The sequence below is a fragment of the Actinokineospora sp. NPDC004072 genome, assembly GCF_053604195.1.
Window position 1 is genome coordinate 123,994 of the sequence record NZ_JBSGHB010000016.1, and the last position, 17,114, is coordinate 141,107.

Consider the following 17,114-nt stretch of genomic DNA (forward strand, 5'->3'; position numbering starts at 1 on the left):
ACCACCACGGTAGGCCAGGCTCACCCGGCCAGCGCCGCCCGGGCCGCGCTAACCGTCTGCCGCGCGTAGCCCGCGCCGAAGAGCACGGTGTGCACCAGGAGCGGGAACAACTGGTGCAGCGGAACCCGGGCCCGCCACCCCGGCGCGAGCGGGGAGACCTCCTCGTAGGCGGCGATGACGGTCTCCAGGTGTGGGCAACCGAACAGCGCCAGCATCGCCAGGTCGGTCTCCCGGTGCCCGCCGTGCGCGGCCGGGTCGATCAGCCAGGCCCGCCCGTCGGCGGCCCACAGCACGTTGCCGCCCCAGAGGTCGCCGTGCAGCCGGGCAGGCGCCTCCGGCGGACCGGCCAGCTCGCCGATCCGCTCGCGCACCGCCTCGACCGGCGCCGGGTCGGGCAGCACCCCGGCGTCGACCGCGGCCCGCAGGTAGGGGAGCAGCCGGTGCTCGGCATACCACCCCGGCCAGTCCTGCCCCGGCACGTTGCGCATCGGCGCCTGACCGATCCACCCGTCGACCACCGGCCCGACCCCGAACGCCGCCGCGCCCGCCGCGTGCAGCCCGGCGATGGCCCGCCCCAGCCCGGCAGCGGCCCGCGCCGACGGCGCCCCGGGCTCGATCTGGTCCATCACCACCCAGGTCTCGTCGGCCGCCCGCACCCCGGGCACCGGGGCCGCCGCCTCGGCCAGCCACCCCAGCCCGCCGACCTCGGCCGCCGCCTGCCCGGCCCGCCGGTGCCGCTTGGCCACCACCAGGTCGCCGTCGGCGAGATCGACCTCGAAGACGTCGGCCCCGATCGCCACGACCTCGGCGACCGGCGTCTGCAGCAGCTCGGCGACGGCCTCGGCGGGCGTCACCGCTGCCGGACCCAGTCGAGCAGGCCGGGGCAGGCCGCCTCCACCATCGCCAGCACCTCGTGGAACCCCTCGGTCCCGCCGTAGTAGGGGTCGGGCACGTCCAGCCCGTCGGCCGCCGGATCGAACTCCCGCAACAACCGCACCCGCTCCGTCCCGACCCGCCGCCGCAACACCCGCGCATGCCCCTGATCAAGCGCGACCAGCAGATCCGCCCCGAGGTGATCGTCATCGAGCTGCGCGGCGACGTGCGCGGTCGGATACCCCCGCTCCGCAAGCACCCGCTGCGTCCGCGGATCAGCAGCGTCCCCCACGTGCCATCCCCCGGTCCCCGCACTGGTCACCCGCACATGATCCAGCCCGGCCCGCCGCAGATGCTCCCCGAACACCAACGCCGCCATCGGCGACCGACAGATGTTCCCGGTGCAGACAAAGCAGACATGCATACCCCGAGTCTGGCCGGTCCCCGGCCCCACGAGCCCAGCAGGTCACCCGCACACCGACGCACAACCCGAGAACCGTCACCGCACAGCTCGATCGGTCACCACAGCCGCCCGCAGGTGCAGGCACCCGCCGCTGCCTGCGGTCGTTGGCCGCCTGCCGCTACTGGCACGCGCTGCCCGCGGAAACCGGACGTTTGCGTTGGCCGCAGCCCGGCGCGTCGGCGCCCGCGACGGTTGGCCATCTCCGCGGCAACGAGGGCTGACCGCCGCGCCCGTTGACCGCGCCGCGCCCGTTGACCGCGCCGCGCCCGCTGGCCGCGCCGCGCCCGCTGGCCGCGCTCGTGCCCGCGACGGCTGGCCACGCCTGCCGCTGCTGCTCGTCGCGCCGCCTGCCGTGGCCGTGCCCAAGACGACCGGTCGCGCCTGCCGCTGCTCGTCGCAGCCGTCTGCCGTGGCCATGCCGGTACTGCCCGCTGCGGCCGTCGCGGCCAGGCCGCGTCCCGCTGCGCGTCGGCTGCTCAGCTCGACCCCCGTCAGGGCGTGGCGGCACCGTCCGCGGGCACGCCTAAACTCCCGGGGTGCCCTTGGACCCGCTGCGCCACCACGGTGACGTCGACGCCGCGCCCGGGCTTGTCGACTTCGCCGTCAACGTGCGCGGGGAGCGGCCGCCCGAGTGGTTGCGGCGGCGGCTGGTCGACGCGCTCGACCACATCGGGCGCTACCCGTCGGCCGAGGACGATCGGGTGGCGCGGGTGGCGGTCGCGCAGCGGCATGGGCGTGATCCCGATGACGTGCTGATCCTCAACGGATCGGCCGAGGGGTTCGCGCTGCTGCCGAACCTGCGGCCGCGCAAGGCCGCGGTCATCCACCCGTCGTTCACCGAGCCCGAAGTGGCGCTGCGCGACGCGGGCGTGCCCGTGTCCCGGGTGATCCTCACCGCGGACGACGGCTTCGCGCTGCATCCGGAGCGCGTGCCGGAAGACGCTGATCTCGTGGTCATCGGCAACCCAACCAACCCAACATCAACACTACACAGCGCCGCCGCCATCAGCTCCCTGGTTCGCCCAGGGCGAACGATCCTCGTCGACGAGGCGTTCATGGACGCCGTCCCCGGCGAGCCCGAAACGCTCACCCGCGACCCGCGCGTCCTCGTCTTCCGCAGCCTCACCAAGATGTGGGCGCTCCCCGGCCTGCGCGCGGGCTACGCCGTCGGCGACCCCGCCACCCTGGCCGCCCTGGCCCGAAACCGTCCACAGTGGCCGGTCGGCACGCTGGCCCTGCGCGCCGTCGCCGCCTGCAGCCAGGCCCCCACCGACGCCATCGCCGCCGAGTACGACCGCCACCGCGAACACCTCGCCGCCGAGCTCACCGCCCGGGGGATTACCGTGCACGGACCTGCGCGGGCCCCGTTCCTCCTGGTAGAACACCCCCACGGGGAACGCCTGCGCACCAGCCTGCGCGAGCACGGGGTCGCCGTCCGCCGCGCCGACACCTTCCCCGGGCTCGGACCCAACCACCTGCGCGTCGCCGTCCGCCCGCCGGAGCAGTGCGCGCCGCTGCTGAAAGCCCTGGAGGTCTGCCTGTGAGGACCGTGGCCGACGCGATCGCCGCGCTGGAGGCCGCCTACCCGCCCGCGCTCGCCGAGAGCTGGGACGCCGTCGGCCTGGTCTGCGGCGACCCGGGCGAGGAGATCACCCGCGTGCTCGTCTGCGTCGACCCCACGGCCGACACCGTGGACGAGGCGGTCGAGACCGGCGCCCAGCTGATCGTCGCGCACCACCCGCTGCTGCTGCGCGGCGTGCACGGCGTCGGGGCGGACACGCCCAAGGGCGGCCTGGTCCACCGCATGGTCCGCAACGGGGTCGCCCTGTTCTGCGCCCACACCAACGCCGACGCCGCCGACCCCGGGGTCTCCGACGCCCTCGCCGAGGCCATCGGCGTGCGGGTCACCGGCCCGCTCAGCCCCAACCCCGACGGCCGCACCGGCATCGGCCGCATCGGCGCCCTGGCCGAGCCCGAGCCCTTCGCGGTGTTCGTCGAGCGCGTCGCCCAAGCGCTGCCGGGCACCGAGGGCGGCGTCCGCGCCGCGGGCGACGCCAACCGCCAGATCAGGACGGTCGCGGTCTCCGGCGGCGCGGGCGACTCCTACCTCGCGGCCGCCACCGCCGCGGGCGTCGACGCCTACGTCACCGCCGACCTGCGCCACCACCCCGCGGGCGAGCACCTGGCCGTGCCCGGCGCCCCCGCCCTCGTCGACGTGGCGCACTGGGCCAGCGAGTGGCCGTGGTGCGAGCAGGCGGCGGGCGTCCTGCGCGTCGCGCTCGGCGGTACCGTCGTGATCGACGTCTCCACGCGCCGCACCGACCCCTGGACCTGCCAGGCCGCGGGCGCCCCGACCACCCGGAGGTCCACCCGGTGAAAGCCGACCCCGCCGTCCAGCGCGGACTCCTCGACCTCGCCGAGGTCGACGCCGAGCTCACCCGCATCGACCACCGCAGGCGCACCGCCCCGGAGCTGGCCGAGATCGCCGAGGCGGAGCGGGCGGTGCGGGCCCGCCGCGACGCCCGGGTCGCCGTGCAGACGCAGGCCGACGACCTCGACCGCGAGGCCGCCCGGCAGGAGAAGGAGATCGAGGCGGTCCGCGCCCGCGAGGAGCGCGACCGCAAGCTGCTCGACGCGGGCGCAGGCGCCCGTCAGGTCGCCGACCTCGAACACGAGCTGGAGAGCCTGATCCGGCGCAAGGCCGCCCTTGAGGACGACCTGCTGGAGCTGATGGAGCGCCGCGAGGCCGTCGAGGCCGACAGCCAGCACGCGGCCGTCGAGCTGGAGAAGGCCGAGGCCGCCCTGGCCGACGTGCGCCGCAGGCACGAGGAGAACCTGGCCGACCTCGACTCCCAGCAGGCCCGCCGCGAGGCCGACCGGCAGAAGCTGGTGGCGACCTTCCCCGAGCCGCTGATCGCGCTCTACGAGCGCAAGCGCAAGGCCAAGGGCACCGGGGCCGCCCTGCTGCGCGCCCGCCGCTGCGGGGCGTGCAGGCTCGAACTGGACCGTCGGGTGCTCTCCACGATCAAGGACACCGCCCCCGACGAGGTCGTCGAGTGCGAGGAGTGCGGCGTGATCCTGGTCCGCACCCCGGAGTCGGGTCTGTGAGGGTCCGCGTCGAGGCCGACGGCGGCTCCCGGGGCAACCCGGGCCCCGCAGGCTACGGCGCGGCGGTGTTCGACGCCGACACCGGTGACCTGCTGGCCGAGCGGTCGGCGGGCATCGGCGTGGCCACCAACAACGCCGCCGAGTACGGCGGGCTGATCGCGGGCCTGCAGGCGGCGCTGGACCTCGGCGCGGACGAAGCCGACGTGCGGATGGACTCCAAGCTGGTCGTCGAGCAGATGTCAGGCCGCTGGCAGGTCAAGCACCCCGGCCTGCGCCCGCTGTTCAGCGAGGCCAGCAGGCTCGCGGGCCGCTTCCAGCGGATCAGCTACACCTGGATCCCGCGCGCGGGCAACGCCCACGCCGACCGCCTGGCCAACGAGGCGATGGACGCCCAGGAGGGCAGGCGCACCTCGCCCGCGGCGTGGACCGGCGCCCGCGGCGAGCCGACCCGCTTGCTGCTGCTGCGCCACGGCCAGACCCCGATGTCGGCCGAGCGCCGCTACTCCGGGCGCGGCGACGTCGAGCTGACCGAGCTGGGCCGGGCCCAGGCCGAGGCCGCCGCCAGCAGGCTGGCCAAGCACGTCGACGCGGCCACCCCGATCGTCTCCTCCCCGCTGACCAGGACGCTGAGCACGGCGCAGGCCGTCGCCGCGGCCACCGGCGGGGAGATCAGCACCCACGACGGGCTGATCGAGACCGACTTCGGCGACTGGGAGGGCCTGACCTTCACCGAGGCGGCCGAGCGCGATCCCGACCTGCACGGCCGGTGGCTGTCGGACCCCACGGTGGCCGCCCCCGGCGGGGAGAGCTTCGACGTGGTGCATCGCCGCGTCCGCGCCGTCCGCGACGAGCTGCTGGAGCGCTACGCGGGGCGGACCGTCGTGGTGGTCAGCCACGTGACGCCGATCAAGTCGCTGCTGCGGATGGCGCTGGACGCGGGCCCCGGCCTGCTCTTCCGCCTGCACCTGGACCTGGCCTCGCTGTCGATCGCCGAGTTCTACCCCGACGGCAACGCCTCCGTCCGCCTCGCCAACGACACCTCGCACCTGGGCTAGCCAGCCAGCCGCCTGCGCCTGCCCAGGGCGATGGAGAACTCGGCCAGCGCGTCGGTCACCCGCCCGGGCACGCCGACGGTGAGGTCGGACGCCGGGACGAACGGGCCGCGCAGCACCCGGGTCGCGCCCAGCTCGCGCAGCAGCGGGGCCACGCAGAACTCAACCGCGCCCCGGCCCTGCCGCCCGCCGGTGGTCACCGGCAGGATCGGCCGCCCGGCCAGCGCGCCCCGCGGCAGCAGGTCGAGCACCGACTTGACCATGCCGCAGTGCGCCGCCCGGTTGACCGGGGCGACCACGACCATCCCCGCCGCGGCCGACAGGTCGGCCAGCGCGGCGTCGATCGCCGGGTCCCGACGATCGGCGGCCAGCAGCGCCACCGCAGGTAGCGCGCAGGGCTCGACCAGGGCCACCGGGTGGCCGAACTCGGCGAGCAGCGCGGTGGCGTGCCCGGCGAGCAGGCCCACGTCGCCGCCGGGGGTCATGCCCCCGGAGACGACGACGGCCGGTTCCATGATCACCAGTAGAGCAGCGGAGCACCGCCCGCGGCAACGCCGTCCATGCTGTGGATATCCTTGACGCGCGGGCGAGTCGGCAGGGCGGCCGCGGCGGTCGGCAAGATCGTCGAGGAAAGTCCGGACTCCGCAGGGCAGGGTGGTTGCTAGCGGCAACCCGGGGTGACCCGCGGGACAGTGCCACAGAAAGCAAACCGCCTGGCCAACCGGCCAGGTAAGGGTGAAACGGTGGTGTAAGAGACCACCAGCGCCCCGGGTGACCGGGGCGGCTCGGCAAACCCCACCCGGAGCAAGGCCAAGAGGCGGGGCGACCCGCTGCGCAGGCGTTCGAGGGCGGCCCGCCCGAGCCTGCGGGTAGGCCGCACGAGCCTGGCGGCGACGCCAGGCCCAGATGGATGGTCGCCACCCGGGCAACCGGGGACAGAATCCGGCTTACACGCCGGCTCGCCCGCCCCACGCCCTCCATACACCGATCGGAGTAACTTCGCACGCCGACGTCGGCTGGACGATCTGTGAGTTCACCCACGCTCCGTCGCCAACGTGGGGAAACCGGGCGGGCGATAGGAAAATCGGGTGGTCATCACGATCGTCGGCCCCTGTCCGGATGATGATGGGGTGTGGTCAGATTGACGGCGCACGGCCACCCTGGAGGAGCGAGTGGATCAACGGAACGCTCTCAGCTAGCTACCGTTCGTAATGACAATCATGTGCCCGACGTGCTGTACTTCACCAGGCACGGCAGGCATAGGCCGCGCAGAGCAGATCTCCGCGCACTTGGGAGAAGACATGACCACCGCGTTCCTCGCCTCGCTCGCTGAGTTGGCCCAGCAGGAGCCCGCGACCAACGTCGACACGACCAACATCCGCGACTGGATCCTCGAGAACATCATCCCCCTGCTGCTGCTGGTGGTCGCGCTGCTGCTGCTGTGGCTCGGCGGGGGCAAGGGCGACAACTCCGGCGTGATGCGCCGCCTGGGCGGCGTGATCGTCGCGCTGGCGATCATCGGCCTGGCGGTCACCAACGCGGGTGTGGGCATCGGCGAGTGGCTCGCCGGCCTGTTCACCAGCAGCTGACGGGCCGGGGGCGCGCACGTGCGGATACGCACCGACGACGAGGTCTACCGGGTCGACGCCGTCTGGCTCGGCCCGCCCAAGGCCACCTTCCCCTGGCGGGCCCGCTACGTGGCCTGGGGCGTGGGCACCGTCGTCTACCTGCTGGTCCTGACCGTCCTGCGCAACATCGGCGTCGGCCTGTTCTGGTCGTTCGCCTGGGGGATGGTCCTGACCATCGGCATCACCATGGTCATCTGCTCGCGGATCAGCCACGAGCGCCCGCTCGGCGCCGTGCTCGCCATGTGGGTCCGCGAGCTCACCGCGCCGCGGGAGGTCGAGGCCGCCACCGGCGGCGCGGCCAGCGCGGCGCAGATCCGCGTGCGCGCGGAGCTGCCCAGGAGGAAGCCGCGCGGTCGCCGCGCGCGGACGAACAGGATGCAGGAGGTCAGCGGTGTTCGGAGGCCGTAAGCGCGAGCGGCGGGAGCTCGCGCGGCAATCCACACCGCGGGGCCAGGCAGGGCAGGGCGGACCCGCGCGCTACGCGCCGCCCGCCCCGCCCCGGCGCGGCAAGCGCCTCCCCGGCGAGTCGATCATCCCCAGCTACACCCCGGAGATCGCCGCCCGCAGCATCGACGGGCACCTGCTGCGCACCGGCAACGACGTCTACGCCTGGTACCGGCTGGCCCCGCAGCGCTGGTCGTTCCGCTCCGACTCCCAGCGCCAGGACCTGATCGCCGCCATCGCGGGCCAGTACGCCGAGCTGTCCGGGCGCTGGCTGCACCTGCGCGTGACGACCCGCCCCTACCCCATCCGGATGTGGGCCGAGGCGCACGTGCACAACGCGGTCAACCGGCTGCCGGACGTGCCCGGCGCGCTCAGCTTCGACGACTACCTCGTCGGCGAGCAGCAGCAGCTCATGGGCCGCTCGATGGCCGAGAAGGAGGTCTACCTCGGCGTCCAGGTGCAGACCCGCAACGTGGTCGACCGGGCCGTCGAGCGGGCCGCCCCGCTGCTGCGCAAGGTCTTCCCCGAGGCCGTCGACGCCGAGCTGCTGGCGATCGAGAGCGAGGTCGAGCACCTCGACCAGGTGCTGGGCTCGGCCGGGCTGGAGGGCCGCCCGGTGACCGCCGAGGAGATGTCCTGGCTGATGCACCGCTCGTGCTCGCTGGGCCTGCCCGCGCCGCGCAACATGCCCGCGGTGCCCGGCGCGGCCTGGGAGCCGGAGGACCTGGCCAGCTTCACCGACGCCGCCGACTTCCACCAGGAGCCCTACTCGCCGACGGTGGTCGTGCGCGGGCGGACCGGCTCCAACGCGGGCGTCGCCCGGCACGTCTGCGTGCTGACCGTCGGGATGATGCACGGCCTGCAGATCCCCGAGGTCGACGACCCGTGGGTGCAGCGCAGCGACCGGCTGCCCGGCGCGGTCGAGTGGTCGGCCCGCATCTACGTGCGCCGCCCCGAAGAGGTCTCCGGCGAGCTGCAGCGGCAGATGAACAAGGTCCGCTCGCAGGTCAAGCACTACACCGACGAGCACGAGCTGGAGCCGCCGCAGTCGCTGGCCCGGCAGGCGTCGCGGGTGCTGGAGATCGACGACGAGATGACCTCCGGCTTCACCGCCCTGGCCACCCGGGTGCGGTCCTGGTGGCGGCTGGCGGTGTCCGGCCCGACCGAGCGCGACGCGCTGCGGCTGGCCCAGCAGCTGCTGGACCTCTACAAACCCAAGATCGCCATCGAGCACCCCGAGGCCCAGTACGCGATGGCCAGGGAGTTCATCCCCGGCGAGCCGCTGGCCTCCGGCGCCTACCTGCGCCGCGGCTCGGTCGTCTGGGCGGCATCGGCCGTCCCCACCGCGACCGCGGAGGTGGGCGACCGGCGCGGCATCCTGCTCGGCGAGACCTGCACGGCGACCCGCCGCCCGGTGGCCTGGGACCCGTGGATGGCCCAGGAGATCCGCGACGGCTCCGGCCTGACCGCGATGGTCGCCGGGCTCGGCGGCGGCAAGTCCTTCCTCGGCGGCGGCATCGTCTACAAGACGCTGCGCGCGGGCGCCCACTGGACGGTGCTCGACCCGTCCGGCCCGCTGGCCAAGCTGTGCGACCTGCCCGAGCTGCGCCCCTACGCCCGGCCGATCAACCTGCTCAACGCCCAGGCGGGCATCCTCAACCCCTACCGGGTGGTCGCCGAGCCCCGGCTGGAGCACTTCCTCGACGACGAGGACCCCGAGCGCGCCTGGCGCCGGGAGAAGGCGCTGGCCGCGGCGACCCGCCGCCGCCTGGTGCTCGACGTGCTCACCGGCCTGCTCCCGTACGAGGTCGCGCGCCTGCCGCAGTCGCGGATCGTGCTGCTGCGCGCGGTGCGCACCGTCGGCGGCCGCGCCGACGCCGACCCGTCGCTGGTCTTCGACGCGCTGCGCCGCGACGCCAGCGAGCACCACGAGCACGCCGTCGTCGTCGCCGACTTCCTCGACGAGATGAAGGAGCGCATGTCGCTGCTCATCCCCGAGCGCGGCGCCGACCCCTACGACGAGCAGCGCGACGACCGGCTCACCGTGCTCACCATGGCCGGGCTGACCCTGCCCAAGGACGGCGTGGGCCGCGAGCACTGGACCGACGCCGAGGCCCTCGGCGTGGAGATGCTGAACCTGGCCGCCTGGCTCACCCAGCGCTCCATCTACGACCGGCCCAAGGACCTGCGCAAGGGCGTCTGGATCGACGAGGCGTTCTTCCTCTCCGAGGTGCCGACCGGCCGGGTGCTGATGAACCGCTTCGCCCGCGACTCCCGCAAGTGGAACGTCCGGGTGCTGCTGTCCTCGCAGATCCCCGCGGACTTCCTGCGCATCCAGGGCTTCGTCGCCCTGCTGGACTCGGTCTTCATCGGCAGGCTCGACGACGACCAGGCCCAGGCCGACGCGCTGCGCCTGCTCAAGGTGCCGGTGGGCGCGGGGTACGAGCAGGTGGTGGCCAGCCTCGGCCGCAGGCCCGGCAGCCACCGCGGCGCCGTCGAGCGCGACACCGCCCCCCGCCAGTTCATCTTCGGCGACGGCGCGGGCGGCGTCGAGCGCATCCGCATCGACCTCTCCGGCAGCCACCTCGACCACCTGCGCGCGGCGATGGACACCACCCCCGACGCCCAGCGCGAGCGCGTCCTGCCACCACCCCCCACGACCCACGCCCCGGTCATCCCCGACCCCCAACCCCGCGACCAGCTCGACCCCGCCGCCCCCAGCGACGAGGAGTTCGAGCGCGCCGCCGAGTTCGAACTGGGCCTGACCGAAGAGGACTACCTCGGCACCGACCCGACCGACTCCCCACCCCCGGACGACGACAAGAAGCCCGGCCGCGAGGACGCGGCATGAACACCGGATCAGTGAGATTGGCAGGGGCCCCATGATCACGGTTCTTCTGGTGGTTGCCGCGGCGGCGCTGCTGCTGCGAACCCGAATACGAGCGCTGCGCATGGCGGTCGTGGTGGGCATCATCGGGCTGCACACGCTCGTGGGCAGCCCGGCGATGGCCCAGGACCTGGACTGCGTGCCCAACCCGGAGCGCCCGGGGGCGGGCATGGTCGGCGCGATCGACCCGCCCAAGGGCAACGGCGAGGCGGGCACCCCGTACCAGGTGTACGGGTTCGCGGGCCAGGTCTGGCACGTCTACGACGAGTCGTGCAACGGGCTGGTCCCCAGCGGGGTCTCCGACCCGGGCGCCACGATCGACAACTGGGCGGGCAACGAGCTGTTCAACCTCGCCAAGATCGTGGTCGGGGCGACCAACTCGCTGCACTACACCCTGCTCGACGGCGGCATCCTCGGCGGGCTCAACGACCAGATCGGCGACGCGGCCCAGTCCATCTTCGACAACGTCTACGCCCAGCTGTTCAGCGTGTTCGCGCTGCTGCTGGCCATCCTGATGTTCCGCCAGATCTGGAAGGGCGACCTGGCCACGGTCAGCAAGCGCGCCCTGTTCGCCCTCGGCGGGATGTGGCTGGCGGCGTCGTCGCTGGTGCTGGTGACCAACTACGACCGCATCGATGACGTCATCGTGCGCACCACGACCGGCATCCAGGCGGGCTTCGTGGACCCGGGGGAGAGCCGCGTCGACTACGACATCCTGCCCACCGCCCTGCACAACAAGGTCGTCTACGAGAACTGGCTGCGCGGCGAGTTCGGCAGCCCCGACTCCCCCCAGGCCGAGCAGTTCGGCGAGCGGCTGCTGGCCGCCCAGGCGTGGACCCGCGACGACGTGGTGTCCGGCCGCGACGCCGACAACGCCGCGGAGCAGGCGAAGAAGGCCGAGTACCGGGCCATCGCGGCCGAGCTCGGCCCGGCCGCCGGCTACTTCAAGGGCACCGACGGCAGCCGCACCGGCGCGGGTGTGCTCGCCCTGCTCCAGTCGATCTTCTACTCGCTGTTCCAGTTCTTCGCCAAGCTGGCGGTGCTGCTGGCCCAGCTGCTGCTGCGCATCCTCGCCCTGGCCGCCCCGGTCATCGGCCTGGTCGCGCTGGTGCACCACGACATCCTGCGCCGGGTCGGCCGGGCGGTCGGCGCGGTGCTGCTCAACGTGCTGGTGCTGGCCATGCTGGCGGGCATCCACTTCAAGTTCCTCGAACTGATCTTCTCCCCGGACGCCGGGCTGTCGCTGCTCACCCAGATGCTGCTCGCGGCCATCGTGACGTTCGTCTTCTTCCTCATCGGCAGGCCGATGCGGCGGATGTGGCAGATGCTGGAGATGTCCGTCGGGGCGGCTGGGGCGTCGGTGGCCGGGCCCGGGACGGGGATCTTCTCGCGGTTCCGGCGCAACAAGCACACCGGCCCGACGCCGCAGGACTCCTTCTGGGAGAACCTGCGCGAGGAGGACGAGCACGTCGGCGAGTCCGGGGTGTTGGTGCGCGGCGGCCGCAGGCACCGGCCCGAGGCCGCCAACCCGCTCACCGTCCAGGCCGAGCGGATGGACACCGTGCGCACCCCGATCGGCGCACCCCGCCCCGCGATCGGCGGCGCCCAGACCCTCCTCGGCCCCGCAGGCGACAGCTCCGGCGACATCATCGCGGGCGCCTCGGGCCGCAGCGGAGGGTCCTACCTGGTGCCGCGCAGCCGGACGGCGGACACGGTGCCGGTGGCCGACCGCGGCTGGGACCGCAGCGAGGACGCGGTGGTCGTGCCGTCCCGGGTGCCCGACAACCCCGTGGAGGCGCCGGTCGCCCCGCCGGTGCGGGCCGCGGACGTCGAGGTCGTCGCTGGCAGGCCGGTGCACGTGGTCTACCGGCCGTCGCGGGGGCTGGAGGTGGCCGCCGAGCCTGCACGCCGCCCGCCGCTGCCCCGCCACGACGGCCCGCGCGACACCGACCAGCTGGTGAGGTGACCGCGTGCCGATCCGCACCAACCGCGGCCGGGCCGCGGTCTACCGGAAGCTGTGGGGGTGGCCGCTGCGCTCGCCCCGGCACCTGGCGGTCGCCGCGTTCGTCGCCGCCCTGCTGATCACCGCCGCGGGCATCGTCATCCCCAAGCTCACCGGCGCCGACACCCCGCGCGCCGCCGGCACGGCCGCCGCGCCGACCTCGGAGACCCGGGTGATCGGCTCCCGCACGGTCGTGGTGCCCCCGGCCGCGGGCGGGACGGCGAGCGCGACCCAGACCAGGGTGGAGCCGACGCTCACCCCGTCCAAGGCGCCCCCGGCCCCGGCCGCCCTCGCGGTCGCGCGGGACTGGGCCAAGGCGTGGGTCAACCACCCCGAGGACATGGCCGCGGAGGCGTGGCTGGAGCAGCTGCGGCCGTTCACCGACGTCGAGTACATGGTCAAGCTCGCCAGCGTCGACCCGCGCAACATCTTCGAAACAGCGGTCACCGGCGAGCCCGAGGTCGTGGTCTCCTACGACAAGTCCGCGGTCGTCGACGTGCCCACCGACAAGGTGGTGCTGCGGCTGACCCTGATCGAGACCGACCAGGGCTGGCGGGTGTCGGAGCACACCGAGGGGGAGGGCTGACATGCGTGCTGCGGTGATCGTCGTCGGGGTCGCCGTGGTCGGGGTCGTCGCCGCGATCGGCACCGGGGCCTTGACGCTGATCCAGCGCGACCACGCCGCCGACGCGATGGCCTACACGACCGTCTCCTGCAACGCCGCGCTCGGCCCGACCAGCCCCGGCGCGCCCGGCTCCGGGGCCGACGACGCCGCGCGCCTGAGCGACGACCAGCTGGCCACGGTGGCCGCGATCATCGCCATCGGCAAGGAGCGGGAGCTGCCGCCGCGCGCCTGGCAGATCGCGATCCAGGCGGGCATGACCGAGTCCGGCCTGCGCCCGCTCAACCACGGCGACCGCGACTCGCTGGGCATCTTCCAGATGCGCCCGTCGATGGGCTGGGGCTCGCCCGCTGAGGTCATCGACCCGACGTATGCGATCAACAAGTTCTACGACGTGCTGCTGACCGTTCCCAACTGGGACACCCAGCGCCCCGGCGACTCCGCCCAGGACGTCGAGCGCTCGGCCTACCCCACGCGCTACCACCGGTGGGAGGCGATGGCCACCCACCTGATCGGCGACCTCGGCCAGGTGGTCAACGCCTCCGGCTGCGGCGACTACAACGGCCGCCTGCTGCCCGCGCCGACCAAGGCCGCGGGCGAGGCCATCCAGTTCGCGCTGAAGCAGCAGGGCAAGCCGTACCAGTGGGGCGCGCTGACCACCCACCAGAACTCGTTCGACTGCTCCAGCCTCATGCTGCAGGCTTACCGCGACGCCGGGATCAGCCTCCCGCGCACCTCCCGCGAGCAGTGGCGGGCGGGGGCGTACCTGCCGGTCGAGCAGGCCCAGCCGGGCGACCTGCTGTTCTGGGCGCGCGACACCAGCGACCCGCGGACCATCCACCACGTGGCGATGTACCTCGGCGACGGGAAGATGGTGGAGGCCCAGCAGAACGGCGTCCCGGTGCACATCCGTTCCATCGAGTGGTCCGAGGGCGGCCTCATGGACTACGCGGTCCGCCCCGGCGTCTAGGAGAAGGCATGACCATGTACTCCCCGGAGCCGCTGCCGCGGCATCCGGGTCCGCCCGCTTCCAGCACGCCGCTGCGCGACTTCCTCGACGCCGCGCGCCGCCCCGGCGTCGGCCCCGGCTACGCGGTGCTGCCGCGCTCGCTGGCCGAGGCGATGCCGCTGCCCTGGCAGCAGCAGATGGCCTACCTGCTCTACGAGTTCCACCAGGTCTACGCGCACCTGGAGTGGCCGGAGTACCGGGTCGTGCCCTCCCGCAAGGAGCGGCTGGTCGACCTCGACGAGGACCAGCTGGCCGAGGTCGGCTGCCTGGTCGAGATCGACGCCGACGGCGAGCTGGTCTACCGCGAGCGCAACGGCAGGCGCATCGAGAACCCGGAGACCTACGAGGTCCTGGTGTCCTGCCTCGACCCGATCCCGGCCGACCAGATCAACGCCAACCAGGACACCCCGCCGCGCGGTCTGCCCATGCGGCCCGCCCCGGGTTGGGGTTAGCCTCGATCATGGCCAAGGATCCGAACCCGCCCGAGGGCTGGTGGTACAACACCCGCACCGGCGAGGTCGAGCACGGCACGGTGGGCAAGGCGATCGACCGCCTCGGCCCCTACCCGGACCGGGCGACCGCCGAGCGGGCCCTGGAGATCGCCCGGGAGCGCACCGCGCGCGAGGACGCCCGCGACCGCGACTGGCGCGGCGACGACTGACCCGTCCGCGGCCCCGCAGCGCATAGGGTGCAGGGGTGGACACCGCAGCGATGGGCCAAGGCGACTTCTCCCGCGTGCGCGCCGAGTTCGGCCTGCCCGATCGCTTCCCCGACGCGGTGCTGGCGGAGGCGGCCCAGGCCGTTGCCGCCGGTCCGGTCGGCGAGCGGGTGGACCGCACCGACATCCCGCTGGTGACCATCGACCCGCCCGGGGCCAAGGACCTCGACCAGGCCATGCACATCGAGCGCCTGGGCGAGGCGGGCTTCCGCGTCCACTACGCCATCGCCGACCTGGGTGCGTTCGTGGCGCCCGGGGGAGCCGTCGACCTGGAGGTGCGGCGGCGCGGCCAGACGATCTACCTGCCCGACGGGTCCGTGCCCATGCACCCCGAGGTTTTGTCGGAGGGCGCCGCTAGCCTCTTGCCGGGGCAGGTGGCGCCCTCCGCGCTGTGGACGCTGGATCTCGACGCCGCTGGCGAACCGCTCGCGGCGCGGGTCGAGCGCGCCCTGGTGCGCTCAACCGAGCAGTTCGACTACGCCTCCGTGCAGGCCGCGGTCGATGCGGGCACCCCGCATCCCTCGGTCGCGCTGCTGCCTGCCCTCGGCGCGCTGCGCCGCGCGGCGGCCATCCGCCGCGGCGCGCTGGAGCTGCAACTGCCCGAGCAGGACGTCGAGGCGGTCGACGGCGGCTGGCGGCTGGTGGTGCGCCGCCGCACCCGGGTGGACGCCTGGAACGCCGAGATCTCGCTGCTGACCGGCATGACCGCGGCCCGGATGATGCTGGACGCGGGCATCGGCCTGCTGCGCACCCTCCCCGCCCCGACCGAGGACGACAGCACCTGGCTGCGCCGCTCCGCGGGCGAGCTGGGCATCGACTGGGCCGCCGACGAGCCGGCCGCCGAGGTCCTGGCCCGCCTCGACCCGACCTCGCCCGCCGCGATGGCCCTGTCGATGGACGCCACCCGCCTGCTCCGCGGCGCAGGCTACACCGCCTTCGACGGCGAACCCCCCGAGCTGACCTCGCACGCGGGGATCGCCGCCCCCTACGCCCACGTCACCGCGCCCCTGCGCAGGCTGGTCGACCGCTTCGGCACCGCGGTCTGCCTGGCGGTGTCGGCGGGGGCCGAGGTGCCGTCGTGGGTGCGCGAGGCGCTGCCCACCCTGCCGGAGCTGATGGAGACCTCCGACGGGCTGGCGAGCAAGGTCGACCGCGCCTGCCTCGACCAGGTGGAGGCGTGGGTGCTGGCCGACCGGGTCGGCGAGGAGTTCGACGCCGTCGTCCTGCGCGCCAACGGCGAGTCGGCCGAGGTGTTCGTCCCCCACCCGCCCGTCCTGGGCAAGGCCGACGCCGCCGACCTGCCGGAGGGCCGCATGGTCCGGCTCCGCCTGGTCGAAGCCGACCCCGACGCCCGGCGCGTCCGCTTCGCCAGGGGGTAGCGGTCAGCGGCGCGTCCGCGCCGGTGACGAGGATGTCCGGTATGACTTCGGAAGGAACCACAGTGGAGTTGAGCGGTGTGACCGTCGGCGTGCTCGGCGGAACCGGCCCCCAGGGCCGCGGACTGGCCCTGCGCTGGGCGAAGGCAGGCCTGCGCGTCCTGATCGGTTCCCGCTCGGCGGACCGCGCGGCCGAGGCCGCGACCGAGCTCAACGCCGCCGCGGGCGTGGACACGGTCGCGGGCCGGGACAACGCGGCGTGCGCGGCGGAATCCGACATCGTGCTCGTCGCGGTCCCCTGGGACGGCCACGCCGACCTGCTGTCCAGCCTGGCCCAGCAGCTCGCAGGCAAGATCGTGATCGACTGCGTGAACCCGCTGGGCTTCGACAAGCAGGGCCCCTACGCGCTGCCAGTCCCCGAGGGCAGCGCAGCCCAGCAGGCCGCCGCCCTGCTCCCCGACTCGCGCGTCACCGCCGCCTTCCACCACGTCTCCGCCGTCCTCCTCGCCGACCTGTCGATCACCACCATCGACACCGACGTCCTAGTCCTCGGCGACGACCGCGAAGCCACCGACCACGTCCGAGCCCTAGCCGACACCATCCCCGGCATGCGCGGCATCTACGGCGGCAGGCTCCGCAACGCCCACCAGGTCGAAGCCCTCACCGCCAACCTCATCGCCATCAACCGCCGCTACAAGGCCCATGCAGGCCTCCGCATCACCGATGTCTGACACCCCCAACCCATCCACCCCCCACTCGGGCACCCCCGACCCGGCCGCCTCCCACCTGGCCGCCCCCGACCCGGCCGTCCCCCAGCCGGGCGCGTCCGACCCGGTCGCCTCCCACCTGGCCGCCCCCGACCCGGCCGTCCCCCAGCCGGGCGCGTCCGACCCGGTCGCCTCCCACCTGGCCGCCCCCGACCCGGCCGTCCC

17 protein-coding genes, 1 other RNA gene and 1 pseudogene are annotated in these 17,114 nt (G+C 74.0%); 16 read left to right on the forward strand and 3 right to left on the reverse strand.

Annotation, left to right across the window (positions count from 1 at the left end):
- Positions 1-20: 20 nt before the first annotated feature.
- Both ACWEPX_RS24155 and ACWEPX_RS24160 read right to left on the reverse strand, forming a co-directional pair.
- Positions 21-854, reverse strand: coding sequence for a fructosamine kinase family protein (locus ACWEPX_RS24155; protein ID WP_451899501.1), 834 nt, complete (start codon positions 852-854; stop codon positions 21-23).
- Positions 851-1,297 carry a low molecular weight protein-tyrosine-phosphatase gene (locus tag ACWEPX_RS24160; RefSeq protein ID WP_451899502.1) on the reverse strand — a complete coding sequence of 149 codons (447 nt, stop codon included), beginning with the start codon at positions 1,295-1,297 and terminating at the stop codon, positions 851-853. The genes ACWEPX_RS24155 and ACWEPX_RS24160 overlap by 4 nt, the downstream gene beginning before the upstream one ends.
- A gap of 575 nt (positions 1,298-1,872) precedes the next feature.
- On the opposite strand from ACWEPX_RS24160, the gene cobC reads away from it, so the two are divergent.
- From cobC to ACWEPX_RS24180, 4 genes are read left to right on the forward strand one after another with little or no spacing between them, the layout of a single operon-like run.
- A complete protein-coding gene (gene cobC / locus ACWEPX_RS24165) occupies positions 1,873-2,880 on the forward strand; it encodes an Rv2231c family pyridoxal phosphate-dependent protein CobC (protein WP_451899503.1) in 1,008 nt (335 codons plus the stop codon).
- Entirely contained in the window at positions 2,877-3,713 is an 837-nt protein-coding gene (locus tag ACWEPX_RS24170; RefSeq protein ID WP_451899504.1) for a Nif3-like dinuclear metal center hexameric protein, read from the forward strand. Before cobC ends, ACWEPX_RS24170 begins: the two co-directional genes overlap by 4 nt.
- A complete protein-coding gene (locus ACWEPX_RS24175; RefSeq protein WP_451899505.1) occupies positions 3,710-4,444 on the forward strand; it encodes a zinc ribbon domain-containing protein in 735 nt (244 codons plus the stop codon). The genes ACWEPX_RS24170 and ACWEPX_RS24175 overlap by 4 nt, the downstream gene beginning before the upstream one ends.
- Positions 4,441-5,499 (forward strand): histidine phosphatase family protein, encoded by a 1,059-nt coding sequence (locus ACWEPX_RS24180; protein ID WP_451899506.1) that lies wholly within the window; start codon positions 4,441-4,443, stop codon positions 5,497-5,499. Before ACWEPX_RS24175 ends, ACWEPX_RS24180 begins: the two co-directional genes overlap by 4 nt.
- Here ACWEPX_RS24180 and ACWEPX_RS24185 read toward each other — a convergent pair.
- Positions 5,496-6,011: an NAD(P)H-dependent oxidoreductase gene (locus tag ACWEPX_RS24185; protein ID WP_451899507.1), complete on the reverse strand. Its 516-nt coding sequence runs from the start codon at positions 6,009-6,011 to the stop codon at positions 5,496-5,498. The two genes, ACWEPX_RS24180 and ACWEPX_RS24185, sit on opposite strands and share 4 nt — an antisense overlap.
- Positions 6,012-6,083: 72 nt before the next feature.
- Here ACWEPX_RS24185 and rnpB point away from each other — a divergent pair.
- From rnpB to ACWEPX_RS24245, 12 genes and pseudogenes are all read left to right on the forward strand, one after another.
- An RNA gene (gene rnpB, locus ACWEPX_RS24190) (RNase P RNA component class A) lies at positions 6,084-6,462 on the forward strand.
- A 335-nt stretch (positions 6,463-6,797) separates the two neighbouring features.
- Positions 6,798-7,085 (forward strand): hypothetical protein, encoded by a 288-nt coding sequence (locus tag ACWEPX_RS24195; RefSeq protein WP_451899508.1) that lies wholly within the window; start codon positions 6,798-6,800, stop codon positions 7,083-7,085.
- An 18-nt stretch (positions 7,086-7,103) separates the two neighbouring features.
- Positions 7,104-7,532: a hypothetical protein gene (locus ACWEPX_RS24200; RefSeq protein WP_451899509.1), complete on the forward strand. Its 429-nt coding sequence runs from the start codon at positions 7,104-7,106 to the stop codon at positions 7,530-7,532.
- Positions 7,516-10,419: an ATP-binding protein gene (locus ACWEPX_RS24205; RefSeq protein WP_451899510.1), complete on the forward strand. Its 2,904-nt coding sequence runs from the start codon at positions 7,516-7,518 to the stop codon at positions 10,417-10,419. Before ACWEPX_RS24200 ends, ACWEPX_RS24205 begins: the two co-directional genes overlap by 17 nt.
- A gap of 31 nt (positions 10,420-10,450) precedes the next feature.
- Positions 10,451-12,421 carry a magnesium transporter gene (locus ACWEPX_RS24210; RefSeq protein ID WP_451899511.1) on the forward strand — a complete coding sequence of 657 codons (1,971 nt, stop codon included), beginning with the start codon at positions 10,451-10,453 and terminating at the stop codon, positions 12,419-12,421.
- 4 nt (positions 12,422-12,425) lie between these two features.
- The gene (locus ACWEPX_RS24215) at positions 12,426-13,043 is read left to right on the forward strand and encodes a hypothetical protein (protein ID WP_451899512.1); all 618 of its coding nucleotides are present in this window, start codon (positions 12,426-12,428) and stop codon (positions 13,041-13,043) included.
- 1 nt (position 13,044) lies between these two features.
- Complete coding sequence (locus tag ACWEPX_RS24220; RefSeq protein ID WP_451899513.1) at positions 13,045-14,049, forward strand: C40 family peptidase; 1,005 nt, start codon at positions 13,045-13,047, stop codon at positions 14,047-14,049.
- An 8-nt stretch (positions 14,050-14,057) separates the two neighbouring features.
- The gene (locus ACWEPX_RS24225; RefSeq protein WP_451899514.1) at positions 14,058-14,540 is read left to right on the forward strand and encodes a hypothetical protein; all 483 of its coding nucleotides are present in this window, start codon (positions 14,058-14,060) and stop codon (positions 14,538-14,540) included.
- 8 nt (positions 14,541-14,548) lie between these two features.
- Entirely contained in the window at positions 14,549-14,749 is a 201-nt protein-coding gene (locus tag ACWEPX_RS24230; RefSeq protein WP_451899515.1) for a hypothetical protein, read from the forward strand.
- 50 nt (positions 14,750-14,799) lie between these two features.
- Complete coding sequence (locus ACWEPX_RS24235) at positions 14,800-16,185, forward strand: RNB domain-containing ribonuclease (protein WP_451899533.1); 1,386 nt, start codon at positions 14,800-14,802, stop codon at positions 16,183-16,185.
- Between the two features lie 41 nt (positions 16,186-16,226).
- The gene (gene npdG / locus ACWEPX_RS24240; RefSeq protein WP_451899516.1) at positions 16,227-16,913 is read left to right on the forward strand and encodes an NADPH-dependent F420 reductase; all 687 of its coding nucleotides are present in this window, start codon (positions 16,227-16,229) and stop codon (positions 16,911-16,913) included.
- Positions 16,906-17,114: pseudogene (locus tag ACWEPX_RS24245) on the forward strand (cytochrome c biogenesis protein ResB); the annotation flags it as partial. The gene npdG and the pseudogene ACWEPX_RS24245, both read left to right, overlap by 8 nt.